The sequence below is a fragment of the Roseiflexus castenholzii DSM 13941 genome (assembly GCF_000017805.1).
In the GTDB taxonomy this organism is placed as follows: domain Bacteria; phylum Chloroflexota; class Chloroflexia; order Chloroflexales; family Roseiflexaceae; genus Roseiflexus; species Roseiflexus castenholzii.
This window is the reverse complement of record NC_009767.1, coordinates 5,535,487-5,558,255: the sequence shown is the minus strand read 5'-3', so window position 1 is coordinate 5,558,255 and position 22,769 is coordinate 5,535,487. Positions and strand designations below refer to the sequence as shown.

General features: G+C 60.1%; 16 protein-coding genes. 5 read left to right on the top strand and 11 right to left on the bottom strand.

The annotated features are described in order from the left end of the window. Nucleotides 1–4 precede the first annotated feature (4 nt). The 9 genes from RCAS_RS22315 to RCAS_RS22275 form a co-directional block, all read right to left on the bottom strand. A complete protein-coding gene (locus tag RCAS_RS22315) occupies nt 5–1,411 on the bottom strand; it encodes an alkaline phosphatase family protein (RefSeq protein WP_012122754.1) in 1,407 nt (468 codons plus the stop codon). A gap of 84 nt (nt 1,412–1,495) precedes the next feature. After that, a complete protein-coding gene (gene lgt / locus RCAS_RS22310; protein WP_012122753.1) occupies nt 1,496–2,368 on the bottom strand; it encodes a prolipoprotein diacylglyceryl transferase in 873 nt (290 codons plus the stop codon). A gap of 8 nt (nt 2,369–2,376) precedes the next feature. Beyond that, nucleotides 2,377–3,915 carry a sulfatase family protein gene (locus RCAS_RS22305; RefSeq protein WP_012122752.1) on the bottom strand — a complete coding sequence of 513 codons (1,539 nt, stop codon included), beginning with the start codon at nt 3,913–3,915 and terminating at the stop codon, nt 2,377–2,379. Between the two features lie 220 nt (nt 3,916–4,135). After that, a complete protein-coding gene (locus tag RCAS_RS22300; protein ID WP_012122751.1) occupies nt 4,136–5,743 on the bottom strand; it encodes a heme o synthase in 1,608 nt (535 codons plus the stop codon). A 152-nt stretch (nt 5,744–5,895) separates the two neighbouring features. After that, nucleotides 5,896–7,410 (bottom strand): phosphohexomutase domain-containing protein, encoded by a 1,515-nt coding sequence (locus RCAS_RS22295; protein WP_157042742.1) that lies wholly within the window; start codon nt 7,408–7,410, stop codon nt 5,896–5,898. 197 nt (nt 7,411–7,607) lie between these two features. Further along, nucleotides 7,608–7,982 (bottom strand): response regulator, encoded by a 375-nt coding sequence (locus RCAS_RS22290; protein WP_012122749.1) that lies wholly within the window; start codon nt 7,980–7,982, stop codon nt 7,608–7,610. Between the two features lie 13 nt (nt 7,983–7,995). Next, complete coding sequence (locus tag RCAS_RS22285) at nt 7,996–9,735, bottom strand: sensor histidine kinase (protein WP_012122748.1); 1,740 nt, start codon at nt 9,733–9,735, stop codon at nt 7,996–7,998. Continuing rightward, entirely contained in the window at nt 9,732–10,841 is a 1,110-nt protein-coding gene (locus RCAS_RS22280) for a PstS family phosphate ABC transporter substrate-binding protein (RefSeq protein WP_012122747.1), read from the bottom strand. The genes RCAS_RS22285 and RCAS_RS22280 overlap by 4 nt, the downstream gene beginning before the upstream one ends. Nucleotides 10,842–11,081: 240 nt before the next feature. Continuing rightward, nucleotides 11,082–12,095 carry a sodium:calcium antiporter gene (locus RCAS_RS22275; protein WP_041331268.1) on the bottom strand — a complete coding sequence of 338 codons (1,014 nt, stop codon included), beginning with the start codon at nt 12,093–12,095 and terminating at the stop codon, nt 11,082–11,084. Nucleotides 12,096–12,602: 507 nt separating this feature from the next. Between RCAS_RS22275 and RCAS_RS26345 the strand changes: the two genes are divergently transcribed. Continuing rightward, a complete protein-coding gene (locus RCAS_RS26345; RefSeq protein ID WP_269633025.1) occupies nt 12,603–12,731 on the top strand; it encodes a hypothetical protein in 129 nt (42 codons plus the stop codon). Nucleotides 12,732–12,735: 4 nt separating this feature from the next. Next, the gene (locus RCAS_RS22270; RefSeq protein ID WP_012122745.1) at nt 12,736–13,419 is read left to right on the top strand and encodes a response regulator transcription factor; all 684 of its coding nucleotides are present in this window, start codon (nt 12,736–12,738) and stop codon (nt 13,417–13,419) included. A gap of 130 nt (nt 13,420–13,549) precedes the next feature. Here the strand turns inward: RCAS_RS22270 and RCAS_RS22265 are convergent, their stop codons facing one another. Next, entirely contained in the window at nt 13,550–15,460 is a 1,911-nt protein-coding gene (locus tag RCAS_RS22265; protein ID WP_012122744.1) for a monovalent cation:proton antiporter family protein, read from the bottom strand. A 405-nt stretch (nt 15,461–15,865) separates the two neighbouring features. Between RCAS_RS22265 and RCAS_RS22260 the strand changes: the two genes are divergently transcribed. The 3 genes from RCAS_RS22260 (at nt 15,866) to RCAS_RS22250 (ending at nt 20,612) form a co-directional block, all read left to right on the top strand. Next, nucleotides 15,866–17,191, top strand: a complete 1,326-nt coding sequence (locus RCAS_RS22260; RefSeq protein ID WP_012122743.1) for a (Fe-S)-binding protein — start codon at nt 15,866–15,868, stop codon at nt 17,189–17,191. Between the two features lie 1,481 nt (nt 17,192–18,672). Next, nucleotides 18,673–19,374 (top strand): HAD family hydrolase, encoded by a 702-nt coding sequence (locus RCAS_RS22255; protein ID WP_041331264.1) that lies wholly within the window; start codon nt 18,673–18,675, stop codon nt 19,372–19,374. A 20-nt stretch (nt 19,375–19,394) separates the two neighbouring features. Further along, on the top strand, nt 19,395–20,612 hold the full coding sequence (locus RCAS_RS22250; protein WP_012122741.1) for a glycosyltransferase family 4 protein: 1,218 nt from the start codon (nt 19,395–19,397) through the stop codon (nt 20,610–20,612). 535 nt (nt 20,613–21,147) lie between these two features. Here RCAS_RS22250 and RCAS_RS22245 read toward each other — a convergent pair. After that, nucleotides 21,148–22,767 carry an Eco57I restriction-modification methylase domain-containing protein gene (locus tag RCAS_RS22245; protein WP_012122740.1) on the bottom strand — a complete coding sequence of 540 codons (1,620 nt, stop codon included), beginning with the start codon at nt 22,765–22,767 and terminating at the stop codon, nt 21,148–21,150. Nucleotides 22,768–22,769: the final 2 nt, after the last annotated feature.

The following is a 22,769-nucleotide window of genomic DNA, read 5'->3' as shown; positions in this document are numbered from 1 at the left end:
CCCGTTATAGATTCAGCGCCGTGCCGCGTAGTCCTTCAGGAATCGGCATGTTGAACCGTCTCAACAGAGTCGGCAGTATATCGTAAATCTGCACCCTGTCGAATCGCCGTCCGCCGCCCGGACGTTGCGGGTCGCGCCAGATGAACATTCCGTGCTGCGCATGATTGGCGTCATCAGGACCGGTGTCGTTTTCCTGGGTGAAGATGCCCGTGCCGCCGATCGTTCCGACCGCGCGCCATCCAAGATCGCCGAAGTAGACGATCAGATCGGGCGCGATGCCACGCACTGCGCGGTAGAGTTGCCGGGGTGTGAAAACACGATTGCCCAGCGGACATCCGTCGGGTCCTGGCATGGCTTCCAGGCGCGCTGCAAGATCGGTGCGCACACGTTCGTACTCTGCTGCTGAGATGGCTCCCTGCGGCTCACGCCCGCGCACATTGAGAAAAATTCGCCCGTAGTAGCCGCCGGCGCCCCAGACGCGCGTGCGTGACCAGTCAACCTCGACCTGATCGAGACTCGTCGGGGTGTCCGGCATTGCCCGGACGCTCAGATCACCCTGTTCGATCAGCCACTGGTTGATCCGCACGCCTCCCATCAACGGGCGCGCGCCGTGGTCCGACACGATCAGGACTGCCGTGTCGGGTCCGCAGCGCGTCAGCAGACCGGCGATCTGCGTATCCACGTGACGATAGTACGCGCGAATGGCGTCGGCGAAAGGCGAGTCGGGAACAAACAACGGATGACGCGGGTCCATATGCTTCCAGAGCGCGTGGTGGATGCGATCCACGCCCATATCCACCAGCATCAGAAAGTCGGGATGCTCTTCTTCCAGCAGCGCCGTTGCCACTGCGAAGCGCTGATCGCACATGGCATAGATGTCGCGCGCGATACGCTGTTTGTCGTCGGAACGGAAATCCGGCACATCGAGCAGATACGGACGCCCCGGCGTCGCGGCTGCGGTCCAGGCGGCAACGCGCCCGGCGAGTGTCGGCGGAAAGGTATACGCTGCGTCCGTGGAGGGTGCGAGGAAACACGAGATGAGCGCGCCATTGACCGGCGGTGGCGGGTACGTCCCCGGCACGCCAATCACCGCGACGCGCCATCCCGCATTGCCAAGGATGTCCCACAAACGTGGAAAACGAATGGCACGACTATCGGCGACGACCATACGACCATAGGAACGATCGGCGCGGTTGCGAAAGCCGTAAACGCCAAGTTCCCCCGGATCGCGCCCGCTCATCATGCAACTCCAGGCAGGCACGGTGATTGCCGGAATGCAACTCTCCAACTCGCCGTAGACTCCCTCTGCCATCAAGCGATTGAGGGTGGGCAGATCGGCGCGCCATTGATCGAACGCCAGCGATGGTTCGGCGCAATCGAGGCCGATAATGAGAAGACGAGGATAGGTCATGATCTGAGAACTGCGAACCAGAGATCAGGGGTTCGTGAAGCGTGATCCTTTCCGGTTTCCACGAATGGGCAACGCGCAACACCTTCAACCCGGCTTCCCCGCGCCCTCCACCTCGCGCCGCGCGCCGTGCGCTGCTCGCCTCCCGCCGTGTCTCCGATAGAGCAGCGTAGCCGCGCCGACGACGGCGACGAATGAGAGAATGTGTACGACGTTGAACGGTGTTCCAGGAAAAAACCACGAGTCGGTGCGTAGAAATTCGATAAAGAAGCGCCCCAGCGGGTACCAGACCAGGTACATCAACAGCACGTCGCCATCACGCAGGCGGTCGCCGTAGCGCCGCCATATCGAGAAGATCAACGCAAAACCGATCAGGTTCCAGAGCGATTCATACAGAAACAGCGGATGGAAGAGCGTCGTTTCGGGAAAAGCCGCCAGATCGCGGTACGGACCGATACGATGATCGGCATCGATGCGCAACCCCCACGGCAGGGTTGTCGGCGGACCATACAACTCCTGGTTGATAAAATTCGCCCAACGCCCAACCGCCTGACCCAGCGGCAGACCAAGCGCAATAGCGTCGGCATACACCAGGAGCGGCGTCTTCCGCACGCGCGCAAATGCCCACAAGCCCAGTGTGCCGAAGATAAACCCGCCAAAAATGTGCAATCCGCCTTCCCACACCGCCAGAATGCTGGCCGGATGGGCAAGAAAACGTCCGAGACCTTCCGGTCCGCGTGGCGACTGAATGAAGACATAATAGAGCCGGGCGCCGAGCAAGCCAGGAATGAGCACCCAGAAGAGCAGATCCCACACCGAATCCCGGTCGAACCCGCGCCGCTCGACGTGCTGTGCCCCAACCCACGCCGCCAGCATGACGCCGGTCATGATCAGGACGCCGTACCAGCGCAGCGTGAGCGGACCAAGCGAAATAATGACTGGATCAACTGGTGGGTACATAGACAGTTCTACTCCAGATACCCCAACTCCTTCAAACGGCGCTGCACAGCGGGATCGTCCACGCCTTCGGCGCGCCGGATCGATGGCGCGCTGGCGCTGATTCGCCGCACAAATGCACTGAGACGTTCTTGCAATTCCTCGACACGTTCCGGCAGGATTGCCGCCAGATCGACGGTTTCACGCGGATCGGCGTCCAGGTCGTACAACTCCACATGGTCATTGCCGGTCTGGATCAGTTTGTGCGATCCGCTGATCACTGCGCGGCGCGGTTGATCGAACCGGCGGGCGCGCGCCAGGTCCGGCTGGCGGCGCAGCATGATCCCCAGCACATTCTGCAATGGTTCCGCCTCGACGAAGACGGCACCCCCCTCGGGATCGGCGGTTGGCGTCTGCGCCAGCGACCGGTCGCGCTCGATGCTGCTGGCAAGCCCGGCGGCGCTCAACAGCGTGTGGAAGACCCGTCGAAGTGAAACCGTGTGATCAACCACTGCGCTCCGTTGAAAGTCGCCGAATGGATCGCGCACCATCAGCGGTACATGCACCAGTTCGTTGTATGCCGACACTGTATGCCCGATCAGCCCTTTCTCACCCAGGTGATCGCCGTGGTCGGCGCACACCAGGAGCAGCGTCCGATCAAGAACGCCGCTTTCACGCAAACGCCGCAGGAAAGCGCCAATGTGTGCGTCCTGGGTGGCAACTTCTGCGTCGTAGACATCGCTGAGCACGTGGTGATACCGTTCATCGACGCCGGAGAACGGCGCCAGCCAGCCAAACACATCACTGTTGAAGCGCCGCACATAGCGTGCCGCCTCGCGGTTGCGGATCACCTCCGGCGCAAATCGTTCGAGCATGCGGCGATCGGGATGGTATGGGGTATGGACCCCCATGACGTTGATGAAAGCGAAGATTGGCTGGTTGCGTGCCACGCCGCGCCGCTCGATCAGCAAACGCGCTGCGTCGTTGAGCGATTTAGGCGTGTTGCCCTTGAAACTGAGCGCCGTCTGCCACAGCGGCACCATCAACGGCGTAAACGCGAATTCGAGCATCGTCTCGGAGTGCGCGAATGCGTCCTGAATGCGGTTAAGCGTCTCCGCCAGACGCCCTTTGAACCATTGGCGGTAGCGGCTGATTATGCCAGGATGCGCGCCTGCCTGGTTGGGGCGCGATGTCATCAAACCGCTGTAGTTCAGAAAACTCTCAAAGCCGCGCCTCAAACCGTTGTTGACCACACCGACGAGCGGGTTGTTGCAGAATGCCGCCGTCATATACCCGCCGTCGCGCAGACGCTCTGCCAGGGTGGGAATGCTTGCAGGGAGCGCCGCAGACGACTGATTCGTCATATGTTCGGCAGCGTAGAGACCGGTAAACATCGATGCATGCGAAGGGATGGTCCATTGCGACGTGGCAAACACGCGGCGGAACAGGGTCGCGTCGGCGGCAAGATCATCGAGGTGGGGCGAAGTCGGTCGGGAATAGCCGTAGCATGAAAGTCTATCGATACGCTGGGTATCCAGTACGAGCAACACAATATCAGGGCGCCGACTCACAAAAACTCCTCCTCGGCAACGAATCGATCGTTTGGGATGCTTTAGTATACCACGCCGTGAGGTGAAGGAAGGGCAATGAGAACCAGGAATGCAAATGAGAGGGCAGGAACCAGGGAGGCGTCTTCGACGCCTCGCCTGCTCGTTCGCACCGCCCCTTGCGTCCCAGACCCTTGAGGTTGTGTGACATCTTCGACGGGCAACCTGCCGCCCGCAACATTTCTTACGCAAACACCGCGCGATCTACGACCATTGCGACAAAGAGGAGCGCCAGGTAGAGCAACGAATACTTGTAGAGCGCCCAGGCAGTTGCTGTGGTTCCATCGCGACGAAGTTTCAGCGCATAGTACAGGAACAGACCGCCGAAGATCGACGCCATGAGCAGGTAGGACCAGCCCAGCATTCCCAGCAGGGGTGGAAGTGCGGTGAGCGCCAGCATAGAGAGTGTGTACAGCACAATCTGCCGGCGCGTCTCGACGTCGCCTGCCACCACCGGCAGCATCGGCACCCCGGCGCGGGCGTAATCCTTCTCGCGGATAAGCGCCAACGCCCAGAAGTGTGGCGGCGTCCAGAAGAACACGATCAACCAGAGGAGCAGCGCCTCCGGCGCCAGCGAACCGGTCACCGCCGCCCAGCCGACCAGTGGCGGGAATGCGCCCGCTCCGCCGCCGATGACGATGTTATGCTTCGAGGTGCGCTTCAGCCAGATGGTGTAGATGACGACGTAGTAGAAAAACCCGGCGAGTGCCAGCAGCGCTGTCAGCATGTTAACAAATATCGCCAGGATAGCGAAGGCAATCATGCCGAGCACAACGCCAAGCGCCAGCGCATGCCACGCCGGAATGCGCCCGCTCGGAATGGGACGGCGGCTGGTGCGCCCCATGTTGATGTCGATGTCTTTATCCAGGTAACAGTTGATGGAATGCGACCCCGACGCCATCAACCAACCGCCGATAGTCGTCCAGAGCACCAGCGACCATTCGGGAATGCCGGCCGGCGTGATATACATGCTGGTGATCGTCGTCAGAATAAGCAGCGAAATGACTCCCGGCTTGGTCAGGCTCACGTAGTCCTTCAGCAGCGATGGCTTGCCTTCCAGCAACGTTGTATCGGTTAGACCAGGGCGCGCGACTGTTGCAGGCGATGGTGCGGCAACCACCGAAGGAAACGGACGGCGCAGCGCCAGCGTCACCAGCACCACCAGCGCTCCCCATGCAGTGGCGCTCAGCCCCAGGTGCGTCAGGCGCGCGACCGCCAGCGGCAGCGACTCGCCCGCCTGCGCCAGCAGTACCTGCACAAGCCCGACAATGTTCTGCACCAGCATCAAGCCCAGCGCACAAGCAACAGCGACACGCAGAGCGCGTTCGTGTCTGATACGCCAGGTCTGCATCGCCAGCGCCGCGATCAGGATCGTGGCGACGCCAGCCAGCCCACGGTGCGCCAGCGCCGGCCAGTCGCCGCTGCCGGACGCCTCGCAACCGGGCCAGGTCTGGCAGGTCCACAACGTTCCCGCACTCGTGTTGAGCGCACCGGCGACCACTGCCAGGTACAACATACCGACCGCAGCGAACGCCAGAGTCAGGTAGGAGCGGCGGGCAGCGGTAGCGCGCCCCCCAAGACGCACCGGCGCCGCCCGGGTGCGCATACCGGTGTACATGGCAAGCGCGCCGCCCAACACCGCTGTGGCTATGCTGCTGACCGCAGCGCCGGTCATCGTGGGAATGATGCTGCCTGCCAGAATGGCGCCATACGCGACAAGCGCCAGTGCAATGACCATCCAGGACGTTCGGAACAGAGGAAGAGCAACGACTCGCGCGTTCTCGCGGCGCATGTGGACCTCCTGAAGCCGGGGTGACCGGGAAACCGAGTTGCCGGTAAAGCACTCCTTGAGGCATCTGTCAGTCCGAGTCTAGCACACAGAATAAATTGTGTCAAACTTCACAAAGAAAAGAAGAGTTCACCGACGGTTGCAGAACATTCACTCTATCCGACATAGCGCGGTCCTGCCTGAAAGCGGCGAACGGTCTCCTCGATCAGGCGCACGGCTGCATCACGGCGCGCAGCGGTGCCGGCCGTCACTTCCCAGCGCGCCAGACCTTTCTCGCTCTGCGAAGCGCGCTGCGCCACCTGCGTCCATTCCTCCGTTAGCGGTGTATCAGCGTTAATGACGAAGGGCAGTCCATCACGCAGCAATGTCGCATCAATATCGACGCCATCCACCGTGCGGCGCATTGCCCGCCAACCACTGCGCACAAACGCTGCTTCGACGGCTGCCAGCGCTGCGGCGCGCAGGTCATCATTGGGAAAATGGTAGCCCCATTCGCGCTCGCGGAAGGTCGAATGTTGCAAATCGAGGAGTTCGCAGTAGAGCGACGGATCTTCCCGCCAGGCGCGCGCCGTCAGCAGCGCAAAGAAAAGGGTGTTTTCGGTTGGAAAGAGCGTCCCATCCCAACGGAGCGTCAGGTAGTAGTGTGACGATTCTTCGACTGCGGCGATGAAGCCTTGGTCTGCGGTTTTCCCCAGGGCTTGCTTGATCTGCGAGTGACCATTGCGGATGATGTGCACCCCAAATCCCTGCTGTGCGATACGCATAATCGCCAGCGGATTGGCTTTGAGATCGACATACAGGTTGGGATGCGAGATGTCGGGAAAGATTGCGCGTAGCCGCGGCGCCAGCGCCACAAGGTTGAACGCCGGACTGAGTTGCCGTCCATCGGGCGCAGCGATATCCAGACGGTCGCCGTCGCCATCGAAGAACATGCCGAAGTCGAACCCGCCCTGGCGCAATAGTTCGAGCGAGGGCGCAATCGACGCATGAACGACCGGATTGGGCGCCCCCGCTGGAAAATAACCATCCGGCGCCAGATTGCGCGGCTCGACTTCCGCTCCTGCGATGGTAAACGCCAGTAGCATCTCTGTTCCCGCTGCCCCCGCGAGGAAATCCTGCACGATCCGTAATCCTGCGAGCGTGCCAGGAGCGACTCCCGCCAGTTGCATGGAGTCGCGCACATAGTCGTTGAGATAATCGACCAGACGCAATCGGCCGCCGCGCAGCGACACAGGACGCGCCCCGCGCTCGTACAATTGGCGAATAGCCTGTAACCCACCGCCAGGACCGCATCCATCCGCGATCGGTTGCACGCTAGGCGCAACGATCTTTTGCCCGGTATCGCCGCCGGGATTGTGGGATGCGCCGTACATAATCCCCGCTGCTTCCGGATGGCGCATGCAGGTATAGTAGAACAGGCAGGCAGAACTGACCTGCGGCATCGCCAGTACCTCGAATCCCAGATCGCGGAAGATGCGCATGCCCTGTTCGAGGTACTGAGCGCCAGAGAGCCGCGCGTCGCGGCAGAGCACCACTTTCGTAGCGTTCAGGTGCTCGCGAAAATAGAATGCCTCGGCATACGCCAGTCGCTCGGAGAGGTCGAGGGTCAACTGTGACGCAGGCGTGCGAATATCGTAGGCTTTGAACATGCTCAGATTGAGCCGGGACACGATCAGACTCCTGGTTGAACGCACTGAGCACTCGTGGGGGCGCATCCGCCCCTGGCGATTGTAGAGGATGCCGGGACGAGCGTCAATGTCGCCAGACCTGGCGCCGGAACGTCGCAGGGAGTGACGTTGTGATGCTTCCGGGAGCGCGGGCAGCACACCCGCAGACGCCAAAGCGCGGGAGCGCGGGCAGCACGCCTTCAACCCTTTCCGTCGTTCAGTAACGACGTCACTTTCCCGATCAGGAGATCGAAGTCGATCGGCTTCGCAATGTAATCGACGCACCCCGCTTCGATAGCACGCTGAATCTCGTGCGGCGTCACGTGGCCCGTGACGGCAAGCACCGGCACGTGGCGTAAACTGTCGAGCGCCTTGAGCCGGGCTGTTGCTTCCCATCCGTCCAGCACCGGCATTGAGAGATCCATCAGAATAACATCGGGATGATATGTCTGCGCCAGATCGAGAGCCTCTTGTCCATTGGCGGCGCTGACCGTTCGATGTCCGACGAGTTCCAGCATTCGGCACAAAATATCACGATTCTCGAGAAAATCGTCCGCAACCAGAATGGTAGCCATGAAGTCCTCCACACTACGCGCTGAGCGTTGTCGTTGTGTACGGTGATGGCGCCGTAGTGGCATGATCCACGTCGTGGCGAGTCGCGCTTCGTATGTGTTGCGCAAAATCGAGACGTACATCGGCGGTATGGGCAGTGCTGATGACTGCTGGCAAACGCACAGTGAAGACCGATCCTCTGCCGACCTCGCTGGTGACCGAAATGTCGCCGCCGAGCAGGCGACATAACTGTTGACTGAGCGCCAGCCCAAGGCCCGTGCCGCGATGTGCGTGCGACGAGTGGCTCTGATGCACCTGTGTGAACGGTTGGAACAGACGCGTCAGTTGTTCTGGCGACATGCCAATGCCAGTGTCAGCGACGCTGAAGCGCACCCAATCGCCGTCAGAACAACATTCACGTTCGATAGTCAGCGCCACCGTGCCGTTATCGGTAAACTTAACCGCGTTGCTCAACAGGTTGAAGAGAATTTGACGCACTTTGCCCGCATCGGACTGCATCATACCGATGTCTGGGGGGCAGGTGAGGGTCAGCGTGTTGTTGCGATTGCGCGCCAGCGGTTCGATAATGCTGATCATTTCGTGCGCAATCACGCTCACATTGAAGGTGTCGATCTCGACATTCATCCGGCCCTGCTCAATCTTCGAGAAGTCGAGAATATTGCTGATGATGGTAAGCAGATGCTTGCCCGCCGAACGGATGCGCTCCAGATCGGGGAGCATCTCGGATCGTCCATGGATTTGCGCTTCGAGGTGCAATAACTGAACATACCCCAGGATCGCGTTCAGCGGCGTGCGCAGTTCGTGGCTCATCGTCGCCAGGAACATGCTCTTCGCGTGGCTGGCTGCTTCCGCCGCCGCCTGCGCGCGATGCGCCGCTTCCTCCGCCTGTTTGCGCTGCACCAGGTCTTCCATCAACCGTTGTTGCGTCTCCAGGCTCGCTGAGAGTTCGGCATTGCGCTCTTCGAGCAGCATGCGTTGCTGCCGCAGGCTGGCGACCATCAGGTTGAAATTGTTCGCCAGCAACACCAGTTCGTCGCCGCCGCGCAGCGACACCTGCCGGCTCAGATCGCCGCCGGAAACGGCAATGGTTGCATCGCGCAGCGTGCGAATGCGGCGGGCAATATTGCCGGAGAGGGTCAGTCCAATCACCGCCGAGACGAATACGGTCAGAATAGTTTCGCTCACAATCACAAAGCGTGAGGTGGAATACGCCGTTTCGACGCTTGCGCGCGCCGCCTCGGCGCGCGCCTGACTCTGCGCCCTGATCTTCTGCATGTTCGTTTGCAGGCTGCCATACAGCGGTGACAACCGCCCAAACGATGGATGCACATTCCCGGTGTTGCTGTTGCGATTCGCCGGCAGAAACTGGGTGTGTGTCAAAAACACGTAGCGCTGCCAGTCCTGCTGCGTCTGTTCAAAGATCAGGCGTTCCGTCGCATCCGGTTGATAGTTGGCGCTGTAATTGCGGAAAATGCCGTCCATGCGCGTTTCGAGGTCCAGCAGTTCCTTCTCGATGCGCTGTTTGTCGGCAGGGGCGGCGTTGAGGATGTACTCCATCTGTCGGGTACGGTAATTCAGGAGCACATCGTTCATTGCGTTGACCAGATCAATCGAAAGGATCGTCTGGTTGACGACAAAATCGGCTTTCTGGTTCATAATGCTCATCTGGTGCAGGGCAAAACTGCCCAGCACCAGCATGAGGATCAGGTCAACGCCGAGCGCTGCCAGCAATTTGGTGCGGATCGATAGATTCACTGCCCCTCCAGCATCAGCAACTCATCGATTGAAACGCCAACCGGCACCGGCTTGTCGAAGATTGAACCTGTCACCCGCCTGTCAACGCGCTGCTGCACCAGTTCATAGGCGCGCTGCGGCAACGGGATGTAGCGCGCATCTTGAACCAGTTGTTCTGCGCGGTTGATATAGAATTCAACGAATGCCAGCATCGCCGGTCGGTCGAGACGATCAGCGCGCACATAAATGAACAATGGACGTGATAGTGGTGTATATGTGCCTTCCGTGATCGTGGTGAGTGAGGGCGATACGCACCCCTGCCCTGCATCGACGGCTACTACGCCGACTTTGTCGGCATACTCCTGGTAGTAGGCGTATCCGACATACGCAATCCCCTGCGCATCTTCGATGACGCGCTGCATGAGCACATAATCGTCTTCGCTGCCGATATAATCATTGCGACTGGCATCTTCCTTGCCAACGATCGCCGCAGTGAAGTAGTCGTGTGTTCCGGAGTCAACCCCTGGCGCGTACAGTTTGAACGGTTGATCGGGCCAGTCGGAGCGTATTTGCCGCCATGTGGTCACGCTTCCTTCCGACTCGGGCGCCCACATCCGTTTCAGATCATCGACGGTCATGCACTGCGCCCATGTGTTGTCTCGATTGATGATCACCGAGATGCCATCGAAAGCAACCGGTATTTCGACGAACGCGATGCCATTGGCGCGGCAGGTGTCGCTCTCGTCCGGCTTAATCGGTCGTGAAGCGTTCGAGATGTCGGTAATGCCTGCACAGAATTTCTTGAACCCGCCGCCGGTGCCGCTGACTCCGAGTTGAATAGTCACCCGTGGCGCCACCGCTGCGAACTGTTGCATCGCAAGTTCGGTGATCGGGTACACGGTGCTTGAGCCGTCGATAATAATCTCGCCACTCAGATCGAGGCGCGTCATCGACTCAGGAAAAGGCGTTGCGGTTGGCTGAATAGAGACGATCTGCGGAGTGGCGCTTGGTGCGGCAGTCGGCGCAGGGGACGGCGTGGGCGTGGGAGATGGTGCAGCGGCCCCGGTGCACGCCGAGAGAAGCAGGGCAATTGAAAGCACAGTGCCGCGATAAAGCCTGCTGAACACAGTTCCCTCCTGCCACGCAGGCATAGCCGCCTTCCAAACCTGATAAGGCGGCTACGCGCAAATCGACATTGCACAGCATCCTTCATCATGAACACGTGAGCATGCCTTGCTCGTGTGCAGCAGTGCGCATCTGTCTGGTGCGAGTATGTATCTCACCCAAATGAATATACCAGACGAATATTAATACGCTATATCGCTAACGTTAAGAAATAGTTTAAGCTCTGTGGATGGTACGACGCCTCATCGCATACCGCTTTGCAGGTACAGCGCCGCATTCGCCAGCGCATAGACCACGGCGATCCCCAGGGCGTCCCAGGCGATGAACAGGCGCTTGCTGTCACTGCGGTAGGTCAGACCCACAATCGCAATCGCGGTCATGATCATTGCCGCCAGCACGGCAATGATATGCGACGGCTCAATCGCCGCCAGCAGCGGACCCGGCGTGTAGAACAGATCATCGAGCGCCAGAATGCCGATATTGAACAGGTTGCTGCCGAAAATATTGCCGACTGCCATATCGATTGCACCGATCCGTAGCGCCGCAATCGAGACGACCACTTCGGGCAGCGATGTCGAGAGCGCGACAAAGATTGTCCCGAAGAACGTCTGACCCAGTCCCGTCGTCTCTGCCAGGGTTTCGGCCAGCCCCGGCAGATAGAGCGCCGCGCCGACGATCAGCACGGCATTGAGCGTAAATAAACCATACACGCGCGCAGGTGACGGATGGCGCGCCTCGGTCTCCGTCGCCATCTCGGCGACGAATTCCGCCACAATGCGCCGCTGTTCATACGTGAAGATCGTGCGCATTGCCAGCAGATAAATGGCAAGGAAGAGCGCGCTCGACACACTCACCCACCCGATGGCAGGCAGCATTTCTCCCAGCGCAATGCTCAAACCGACCAGTCCGAGCAGGATCAAGCCAAAAGATGCCGACAACACCTGCCCCTCGTGCACCCGCCCCGAGATCGGCGCGGGACCGTGCAGCGCATCGAGTATGGCGATGATCAGCAGGTTGAACATACAACTGCCGGCAATATCGCCCATGGCAATGTCTGGAACACGATAGATGGCAACCGAACTGAACCCGGTGATCAATTCCGGCAGCGATGTGACTGACGCCAGCAGCACCACGCCGATCCACGTGCGCCCCAGACCGGTCATATCGGCGATCACATCGCCATAGCGCGAGAGTTGTGTGCCGGCAACCAGGATCACGGCGGCGCATGCAATAAAGAGCAGCCATGTCACCAGCATAGGTGGTCCTTCGACGTACAACGTGCGCGTTTGGACGTTCCAGGCGCAAGATACCGCCATTGTACCAGGAGTCCCAGGTAGAGGCTGTAATACCAATGACCGGTGACCATCCGGCATGGTCACCCCGAGCAGTACGAGGGGTCGTGCGCGACCCGCGCCGATTCCTCGCTGCGTTTACCCTGAGCGAAGCGAAGGGCTCGGAATGCCACGCATGCGGCATCTTCAATCGTCATTGGTGTAACAGTTCCATGGCATCGCGCGTGACACGTGGAAGGTGGAGTGGTACACGGGTAGGGGCGCGCCCCACGCGCCTCACCGGCGTGCGCACTACCCGCGCATCCGGGGCGGTGCGAACCGTTTCACCAAATTACACAAAAACATGAGATATAACGCCAACTAAAGTTGATACCACAAAAACATAAGACAAAAACACACAAAAAGTCAACAATAAGACATGCTATCGTACAACTGCTGATGCATCGAGATGCGCTGAAAACGAGCATCGCCATGATCTGGGCAGGAGATGAGCAGTGCGTGATAGACGGATGCGGCAGTGCCATGGTAAAAACACGGTTGTACATCGTGCGCACGATCATCGTTACGCTATTCGCGGTACACGTTCAGGAGGAGTTCTGACTCTATGCCTCACATTCATCTGGTGGATAGCGACAGCACATCGCTAAGTATCACCGCTGCCCTGCTCGAACGCGCCCACTACCATATCAGTTCTTCGAGCGGTGGGCGCGATGCGTTGCGTGCTGTGTTCGGCAGTATGCCCGATATGGTGATACTCGAGGCAGAACTGAACGATTACGACGGGTTCGAGGTGTTGCGTCGCATCCGGCGCAGCCTGGATACGCCGGTCGTTTTCTACAGTCAGCGCGCGCGCGCCGAAGACCGCATTATGGGGCTGCGCCTGGGCGCCGATGATTATGTCGCCAAATACACCCCTGCGTCCGAATTTGTCGCGCGCGTCGGTGCGGTGCTGCGCCGCTGCCAGCAGGCGCGGCGCCCGCCACTCGAACGGTTAAGCTGCGGCAGTTGGGTTCTCGATCCGGCCGGGCAGATTTGCGTGGCGTCCGACCGTCCGGCGGTCGAACTGACCCCGCGTGAGGTGCATCTGCTGTCGTTCCTCATGAAACGGAGCGGGCAGGTCTGCACAACCAGCCAGATCATTCAGCATATCTGGGGCTATACCACACGCCAGTCGCGCAGCATCGTCGCCACCTCGGTCTGGCGGTTGCGCGCCAAACTCGAACGCGACGCCGATCAACCTCGTCACATCCTGACCGTGCGCAATATCGGGTATACCTTCGTGCCGTGAGATGCGCGCGAACACCGATTGTGCGGGAGCAGTGTGATGGCGGTTACGTCATGCACACGCTCCCGCTTCTCCGGTAGTTCGCCAGGCGTAACGACCACGAACCGTTCGATTGCGCAGATGGCGTCCTTGCTCAATATCCTAACCGTATCGCTACCTCGCGCAAACTCTCCGCCTTCCCGACTACCGTCACTTCATCGCCATAACGGAGTTGTGTATAGCCGTGGGGCAGGATGGTCTGCCCATCGCGATTGATTTCGAGCAGGAGCACATCGTTGGGCAGGCGAAGATCGCGCACCAGGCGCCCATTGATCTCAGGGTTGGTCACCGTCATCTGCACGACGTCGTTGGTCTCATCGGTGTGAAGCAGCAGCGAGATCGACTGTGGCGCGCGCACCGCTTGCTCCAGCAGATTGACCATTGCCGTGCCCGGATCGACGATCAGCGCTCCCAGTTCACGAAATTGCTCACGCAGGTCCTGACGGCGCAGACGCACAATCAGGCGCGGAACGCCGAACTTCTCCATCGCTATCTGGCAGGCGCGCAGATTGTCTTCGTCGTTTTCGAGCAACGCGACCAGCGCGTCGGTTGATCGATCCAGCAGACCGGCGAGGTTCGTTTCGTCAATCGCGTCAATATGCCGCTCATCGACATCCTCGGTCGCCAGGCGGCGCACGTGATCGGCATCGGTATCCGCTACTCGCACTCGCCAACCCTGCCGACTCAACTGGCGTGCCAGTGCGATGGACTGCAACTCCACTCCTAGAATCAGCACATCGCGCACCCGGTCTCGGATGCCCGGTTCGGGCAGATTCGTTTCACCCAAACGTTGCAATCCGGCGCGCAACATAAGCGGTCCGAAGATTTCATTGAGCACAATCACTGCAATGATCAGCGTGGCAAATGCGTCGCCCAGAGATGGAAGCGTGACCGATACTTCGCGGGCAAGACCAAGCGCAATTCCGGCCTGCGTAATCAGACCGAGCCACGCCAGACGCCGAATCCTGGTCGGCTCACCGGCGATCGCCGCACCACTGCTGCTGCCGACGAATATTCCCGCCCCGCGCACGATAAACAGAATTGCAGCGAAGATCAATGCCGTCAACAGAATGTCAAGTTTGAGCGCGAGACCGGTGAGGGTGAAAAATGCAACATATATCGGCGGTCCAATGTCGTGCAGCAGCCCGGCGAACTCATCGCGATGGCGCGAGAAGTTGGTGATCAGAAAACCGCCGATCATGGTCGTCAGGAGTGGCTCGATGGCGATCTTAACGCCGCCGATGTCATACATTTTGAGGACTCCTGCCAGCACATAGACGCTATACCCGATCAGCACGACACCCGCAATTTTGACCAGGCGCGGAAGACGCTGATCGAGCAACACTACTAACAAGCGCCAGATCGCTGCGCCCAACCCGACCGCCAGCGCCAGATCGAGGAGCAAAACACCGAGAAACGTCAGACTGACACCGGTGTTGGTGATCAGCGCCTGCGCCAGTGAACTGTTGATGGCAAAAATGACGATGATGGCGACATCCATGCAAATGGTCACACCCAGAATCAGACGGGTCGCCGGTCCACGGGCGCGCACTTCCTTGATGACCGCAATGGTCGAAGGGGGCGAAAGCGCCAACAGGATCGTCGCTCCCAGAAGCGCAACGACGATCTTCTCGGTTGGCGGCAAGCTTTGCGTAAAGGGGATGACGTCGACCAGCAGGTAGATAGCGCCGCCCAGCAAAACGAATGCCGCGACGATGATCAAGGCGACCGTCCAGAGAATGGAGCGCAATCGGCTGATCAACTCCTTGTAGAAGAGTTCGCTGCCGGCAACGAACGCGATGACTGCCAGCGCAATCTGATCAATGAATCGTAGACTCTCGCTGGCGCTGGTCGGGATGAACTCCAACCCGAACGATCCCACAAGGACGCCGGTGAAGAGATAGCCGGTGATGTAGGGAAGGCGCAGCCAGGAAAACAATGCGCCGATGCGGTGTGATGCGAGGCAGATGAGCGCGAATCCGATAAAGTAGATCAGGGTCTGCAATATGTCCTCCACCTGGTTGCAACAATACAGCGGCGGCGCGAAGCGACGCGCCCGTCCCTCCTCTGGGTGTGTTTTTTAGAATTGCGCGTTTGTGCATTCAATAGGATGTGCGGAGAAGAGGCGGGTCGGTAGAACGCTGCAACGAGCCTCGTTCGCGGCAATGCGGATTGCCTGTGTTTGCATCATACCATGATATATGGAATGGTATTGGGCGATCCCACGTCTTCGTTTGCCGATTTGCGTATTGTGCAGAGAACCAGTATCATACGAATGCTGACCGCCAGTCCGTTGTCGTTGTCGCTCCCCGATGCGGGAGACTCTCGTCAAGGAACAGCGCGCGAATGAGGCGGAGAGGGACGTTCACGCTCCCGAAACCACGTTCGTTCAGATACGAGATAAAGCGCCATGATTGCCGAACACGAGGTTACCGCCAGGGTTCCCTTCGCCGGTCCCGATATTCCGAGTGATGCCGTGATCAATTCGTGCGTGCACTGCGGTTTGTGTCTGCCCGCCTGTCCGACGTACCGCGAGACCGGGCTTGAGCAGTTCTCGCCGCGCGGGCGTATCTATCTGATGAAAGCCGTTGCCGATGGACGCATCGGCATGGAAAGCGATGTCTTTCAGGAGCAGATGAGCGCTTGTCTCAACTGCCGCGCCTGTGAAGCCGTTTGTCCTAGCGGTGTGCTGTATGGACAGATTCTGGAGACGTCGCGCACGCAGATCGAGCAGGCGAAGGCTGATGGGCGTCTCCCGCCACACCCGTGGCCGGTGCGTCTTCTGCGCTTCGGTGCGTTTGGCGTCCTCTTTCGCCGTCCAGCGATGTTTCGTCTTTTCTCGCGTCTGATGTGGCTCTACCAGAAGAGTGGTGCGCAGTGGCTGGCACGGCGCAGTGGCGTGCTCCGCGCTCTGAAACTCGATGAGACCGAGGCGCTCTTGCCGCCGATCTGCGACCGGTTCACCGTCCCCGAAGGGCAGATCCTTCCGGCTGAGGGCGCAGAACGTTTCACCGTCGCGTTGCTCACCGGTTGCATCATGTCCACGGCGTTCGCCGATGTCCACGAGGCAACCATTCGCGTGTTGCGCAAGAATGGCTGTACGGTCTTCCTGCCGCCAGATCAGGGGTGCTGTGGCGCGCTCCATGCCCACGGCGGCGACCTGAACGGTGCGCGCGACCTGGCGCGCCGGAATATCGCTGCATTCGAAGGGTTGGGTGTCGATGCGATTATCGTCAATGCCGCCGGGTGCGGCTCGACGCTCAAGGAATATGGGCATCTGCTCCACGATGATCCGCAGTGGACGGAGCGCGCCGCTCGCTTTGCCACAAAAGTAAAGGATGTGACGGAGTTCCTGGCGGCGCTCGACATAAATACCGCTGCGATGCGTCCGCTGAACCTGACAGTGACGTACCAGGAGCCGTGTCATCTGGCGCATGCACAGCGCATCAGCACTCAACCGCGCCAACTGCTGCGCGCTATTCCCGGCGTCGTGCTGCGTGAAATGCAGGAGTCGTCGCTCTGCTGCGGCTCGGCTGGCATTTACAACGTGACGCAACCCGACATGGCGCATCGCCTTGGTGAGCGGAAACTGAACCACGCAGAAGCCACCGGCGCAGAGGTCATTGTCACTGCGAATCCTGGCTGCCACCTGCAACTCGAAAGCGGGCTGCGACGCCGCGGATCGAAGATGCAGGTGCGTCACATCGTCGAAGTGCTGGCGCAAGCGTATAAGTGATGACATGCAAGAGGCGAGAGGTGCGAGGTGCGAGGCGCGAGGGGTGAGGCGCGAGGCGCGAGGGACCCGACCATGGCGTAGCGCGAGATTTATCTCGCATTTGTGGAGAGGCGCGAGGCGCGAGGCGCGAGGGACCCGACCATGGCGTAGCGCGAGATTTATCTCGCATTTGTGGAGAGGCGCGAGGCGCGAGGCGCGAGGGACCCGACCATGGCGTAGCGCGAGATTTATCTCGCATTTGTGGAGAGGCGCGAGGCGCGAGGCGCGAGGGACCCGACCATGGCGTAGCGCGAGATTTATCTCGCATTTGTGGAGAGGCGCGAGGCGCGAGGCGCGAGGGACCCGACCATGGCGTAGCGCGAGATTTATCTCGCATTTGTGGAGAGGCGCGAGGCGCGAGGGACCCGACCATGGCGTAGCGCGAGATTTATCTCGCATTTGTGGAGAGGCGCGAGGCGCGAGGCGCGAGGGACCCGACCATGGCGTAGCGCGAGATTTATCTCGCATTTGTGGAGAGGCGCGAGGCGCGAGGCGCGAGGGACCCGACCATGGCGTAGCGCGAGATTTATCTCGCATTTGTGGAGAGGCGCGAGGCGCGAGGCGCGGGGTGCGAGGTGCGAGGCGCGGGGTGATACCGGTGATGATTGACGATGCCGCATGCTGGTCATTCCGAGCGCAGCGACTTGTCATTCCGAGCGCAGCGAGGAATCTGCGCGGGACGCGCACGACCCCTCGTGCTGCTCGGGGGTGATAATGCCGGATGTGCACCGGGAATTGGTATGAGAGGCGCGGGGTGCGAGGTGCGAGGCGCGAGGCGCGAGGCGCGAGGGACCCGACCATGGCGTAGCGCGAGATTTATCTCGCATTTGTGGAGAGGCGCGAGGCGCGAGGCGCGAGGCACCCGACCATGGCGTAGCGCGAGATTTATCTCGCATTTGTGGAGAGGCGCGAGGCGCGAGGCGCGAGGGACCCGACCATGGCGTAGCGCGAGATTTATCTCGCATTTGTGGAGAGGCGCGAGGCGCGAGGCGCGGGGTGCGAGGTGCGAGGCGCGGGGTGATACCGGTGATGATTGACGATGCCGCATGCTGGTCATTCCGAGCGCAGCGACTTGTCATTCCGAGCGCAGCGAGGAATCTGCGCGGGACGCGCACGACCCCTCGTGCTGCTCGGGGGTGATAATGCCGGATGTGCACCGGGAATTGGTATGAGAGGCGCGGGGTGCGAGGTGCGAGGCGCGAGGTGCGAGGCGCGAGGCGCCCGACCATGGCGTAGCGCGAGATTTATCTCGCATTTGTGGAGAGGCGCGAGGGGTGAGGCGCGAGGTGCGAGGCGCGAGGGGCGAGAGATGAGGGGGCAGGCGCGAAGGTTGCAGGTTGAACGTGGGACGGTGTCCGGTCGGAGCGCGCCTGGTGGTCGCCCAATGTGGCGGTGAGACGCGCCCGCGCAGGGGTCCTAACCCAGAATCCCCCCAATCCTTTATGATCGATACCATCGCATTTGACGCCGACGATACGCTCTGGCACAACGAACACCTCTATTCGCTCACGCAGGAGAAATTCAAACGCCTGCTTGCGCCTTTTCAGGATGCCGCAACAATCGAGCGACGATTGTATGCAACCGAGATGCGCAACCTAGCGTTCTTTGGCTATGGAATCAAAGGGTTTACCCTGTCGATGATCGAAACCGCAATTGATCTCACCGAGGGGCGAGTCGGAGCGCATGAGATTCGCCAGATCATCGACTTTGCCCGCGATATGGTGCGCGCGCCGGTCGAGTTGCTGCCGGGGGTGCGTGAAACGATTGCGTCACTCAGCGCCTCATACCGACTGATGGTGATTACCAAAGGCGATCTGTTTGATCAGGAAAGCAAGATTGCGCGCTCCGGCATCGCTGATTATTTCCAGCATATCGAGATCGTCAGTGAAAAGACGCCTGAGACCTATGCCGCTGTGATGAGGCGATACCACATTGAACCGCCCCGTTTCCTGATGGTTGGCAATTCGCTAAAATCTGATATCCTACCGGTGGTTGCAGTTGGAGGGAATGCCGTGTATATTCCATACCACCTGACCTGGGAACATGAACGTGTGACTGATGAAGGAGTGAACGCCGGCGGATACGTGACGGTATCACGCATCAGTGAACTGCCGGCCTGGCTGGCGCGATTGTCTGCCATTTGATACGCATACCGGGATAACCTGTGCCTTACACAATTCTCATGCTGGCGTCGACCAGCTTTTTTTCGGATTACGGCAATCATGTTCGCATCTGGGAGGAGGCGAAAGCCGTTCAGCAACTTGGGCATCGGTTGGTGCTGGCGACTTATCATAACGGCGATGATATGCCGGGTCTCGATATTCGTCGCTCATGGGATGTTCCCTGGATTCGGCGCGCTGTCGTCGGTTCGTCGCGCCACAAACTATACCTGGATGTCGGGCTGGCATGGCGCAGCCTGCGCGTGGCGCTTGAGATCCGCCCCGCCATTATCCATGCGCACACCCACGAAGCAGCCTTCATCGGGTTGGCGTTGAAACGTCTGCTGGGCATCCCGCTCATCCTGGATTATCAGGGGAGTATGACCAGCGAGATGCTCGATCATGGTTTCATTAAGCGCACCAACCCGCTCTTTCCGTTATTGACGCGCCTGGAACGCCGGATCAATCGCAATGCCGATGCCGTCATCACCTCGACGGTCAATGCAGCGAACCTGTTGCGTCGCGACGGTTCCGTGCTTTCCGATCGACTCTACACGGTTCCTGATAGTGTCAACACACAGCGCTTCCGCCCTTTCGACGGGTCACCAGAGTGGGAAGCGCAGCGCTGCGAATTGCGCCGCCAGCTTGGCATTCCGCCCGGTCGTCGGATTGTGGTTTACATCGGGTTGTTAGCGCCATACCAGGGGACACACCACTTAATCCAGGCGGCGCGGATTGTGACTGCACACCGGCCAGATGTGCATTTCCTCATTATGGGTCACCCCGACCCGGCCAGTTACCGCGCCTACGCAGAGTCGCTCGGTGTGGGGGGGCATGTGACCCTGCCGGGCCGTATTTTCTACCGTGACCTGCACGCTTATCTGGCGCTTGGCGAGGTGGCGGTTGCGCCAAAGATGAGCCGGACGGAAGGGAACGGCAAGATCGGTAACTATATGGCAATGGGATTGCCGGTGGTTGCTTTCAACACGCCGGTTGCGCGCGAATTTCTTGGAGACTGTGGCATCTACGCTGCCTACGGCAGCGCCGAAGACCTGGCAGCGAAGATCGCACTGGCGCTTGATCGTCCAGAGTGGGCGCAGGAACTGGGACGGCGCGTTCGTGAGCGCGCCGTGCGCGACCTTTCGTGGGAACGCGCAGCGCGCCAGATCGAGGAGATTTATCGTGCCGTCACCGGCGCGACAGAGCGTAACCACGCGGAGTGACACGGGTAGATGTGTCCGGCAAGCCCGTGTTGTGTCGCGCGCGTTGTGGGCATAACCATACACGCCTTTTTCCGGCGATACGCTTCACTTTAGCGTCACTGCGGCGGCAGGGGCGCGATATTCGGTGTGCCAGTGCGTTGTTCACCCGCGTCGGCGTCGCCCCCACCGCCCGATCCCGCGTCCGCTGAGAGCGAGAGTCCTGCTCCTTCCCCCGGCGGGGGGAGGCCGGGCAGAACACCCAAGCGAACACCGTCATTCCCGCCATGGGACGGCTTCGAGCATAGTGTAAGCCCCCATGCCTCCAGCACGCGGGGAGGGGGTCCGTCGTGCGCGGGAGCGGGGCACGGGGTGAGGGTAAAACGGCGCATCCCAACGTCGCCCTCCGCACGCGGGGGGTGCCGCTACGGGTGCGGTCACCAATGGAAGCGCTGGCTTGCGTCGCGCGCGGGTGCACAAAACAAAAGGGACGGATTATGCTCCTCCAATTGATTTCAGCAAACGCATTGACTCACATGGCAAGCACCCAACGCTCCGGTTAGGCGTCCGATTCACTCGACACTTCATCAAACAACACACCCTGGCGATGCACCGCGTTTCTGAGTTCAGGCCATCTGTCGATAAACGCCGACGCGGAAATACGGGCGAGTTCGCTAGGCTCAATCTTATTAAGGCCACCACCGTAGACGCGACCTTCGCCACGAAGTTCGTGACCGGTCACCTGCTCGAGGAGAGCAAACACATCGGCGCCATAATCGGGATGCTGCCGCAAGAGCCACGCCAGGCTGCCTTTTGGATACAGCATGAGGTAGAGATTCGTTACGATGGCCCTGGACTGGTTCCAGATGAACCGGAAAGGCCGTTTCTCGTCGGAGCCGCGTCCCATATACGTGCAGAGGAACGGCGCTGGGTCACGTTGCTCCTGTCTGTACCAGGGGCTTCGCTTGCCAACGAGGTAGCCATCCTTGATGCCCAGCATCTCGGCGGTCTGGAGGTACTCCCAGAGGGCCGGGTGCCGGACTCGTAGGCTCCCTTCTGGCAGGTCGCAGTCGATGACGCACAGTTGAGGTTCGATGAGTGGGTAGCCGTCTTGGTCCGCCCCAATGACAGTCGCTTTAAGAAACCGTGGACTGGGCAGGATGGGCCGAAGGTAGCGCTTCGGGAAACCACGGCTCTCAGCCTCGCCGCGTTCGAGGACGAAAAACTTGTTGTTGCCTGTCGCGATACCGCGTTGGATACGGAAGAGATCGCCCAGCGTCACGTCGTCACCGGCACCCGACGTTCGCCTATCGTTGCGCGCATGACTTGGGTATACGGTCCACTTACGCGATTTGCGCAAATGTTCCAATGTGACCATGTCGCTTGCGTGCGGCCTCGAAATAGTCCCCCCGAAGGTGAACTCGACGACATGCCCTGAGGGGGGCGGGGCTTTTTGGAATACGAGGACAACCGAAGAAACCAGAGCGTCGCCGAATTGCACGTCCTCTGGGTCGAAGCGGTGGACTCGGATGAGCGTGACGCGATCCGTAAGATATTGCTTCAGGGCAGTACCGTAGTTGACGTCTATAAACTCCGAGGGTACAAGCCACGCCGCATAGCCGCCGTCCTGCATCCATGCCGTCGCGAGCAGCATGAAGTAGACATAGAGACCCGCGAGGCCGTTGACTTTGACGCCAGCCATTCGGTAAGCGAGCGATTGCAGGCGTTCCTTCTCATCACGATCAAGGTGGTGATGCCGCACGTAAGGGGGGTTTGTAAGGATCAGGTTGGGTGCGACCGGACAGCTGGATCTTGTGACAATGTGGGTAAAATCGCCTTGCACCACCTCGAGCCCGAACGATGCCCACAAGTCACGAGCTGCATCGCAGAAAGCGGTGTCAAGCTCCACACCAACAGCGCATTCGATTCGTCCTGAACCGAACACCTCAAGCGCAGCGGAGTAAAAGCTGCCAGTGCCGATCGCAGGATCGGCGAACCGAATCGCTCGCAGTCGGTTGCCGGCGACGGACTTGACATAGCGGGCAATCTCCACCGCGAGGGCGTATGGAGTCGCGAATTGACCTAGACGGTTTCTCTCGGCGGCAGACTTGCTTGAATCGAGCGCCGCTTGGATGGCTTGTCGCCGCAGTTCAATGGCGTTCTCGTATTTCGCCGGCATCG

What these genes read in the sequence shown, in the direction of transcription:
- RCAS_RS22260 (WP_012122743.1), top strand. Translation starts at nt 15,866, where the DNA reads ATGATTGCCGAACACGAGGTTACCGCCAGGGTTCCCTTCGCCGGTCCC.
- RCAS_RS22300 (WP_012122751.1), bottom strand. Translation starts at nt 5,743, where the DNA reads ATGCGCCGCGAGAACGCGCGAGTCGTTGCTCTTCCTCTGTTCCGAACG.
- RCAS_RS26345 (WP_269633025.1), top strand. Translation starts at nt 12,603, where the DNA reads ATGATCTGGGCAGGAGATGAGCAGTGCGTGATAGACGGATGCGGCAGT.
- RCAS_RS22245 (WP_012122740.1), bottom strand. Translation starts at nt 22,767, where the DNA reads ATGCCGGCGAAATACGAGAACGCCATTGAACTGCGGCGACAAGCCATC.
- RCAS_RS22290 (WP_012122749.1), bottom strand. Translation starts at nt 7,982, where the DNA reads ATGGCTACCATTCTGGTTGCGGACGATTTTCTCGAGAATCGTGATATT.
- RCAS_RS22275 (WP_041331268.1), bottom strand. Translation starts at nt 12,095, where the DNA reads ATGCTGGTGACATGGCTGCTCTTTATTGCATGCGCCGCCGTGATCCTG.
- RCAS_RS22255 (WP_041331264.1), top strand. Translation starts at nt 18,673, where the DNA reads ATGATCGATACCATCGCATTTGACGCCGACGATACGCTCTGGCACAAC.
- RCAS_RS22315 (WP_012122754.1), bottom strand. Translation starts at nt 1,411, where the DNA reads ATGACCTATCCTCGTCTTCTCATTATCGGCCTCGATTGCGCCGAACCA.
- RCAS_RS22270 (WP_012122745.1), top strand. Translation starts at nt 12,736, where the DNA reads ATGCCTCACATTCATCTGGTGGATAGCGACAGCACATCGCTAAGTATC.
- lgt (WP_012122753.1), bottom strand. Translation starts at nt 2,368, where the DNA reads ATGTACCCACCAGTTGATCCAGTCATTATTTCGCTTGGTCCGCTCACG.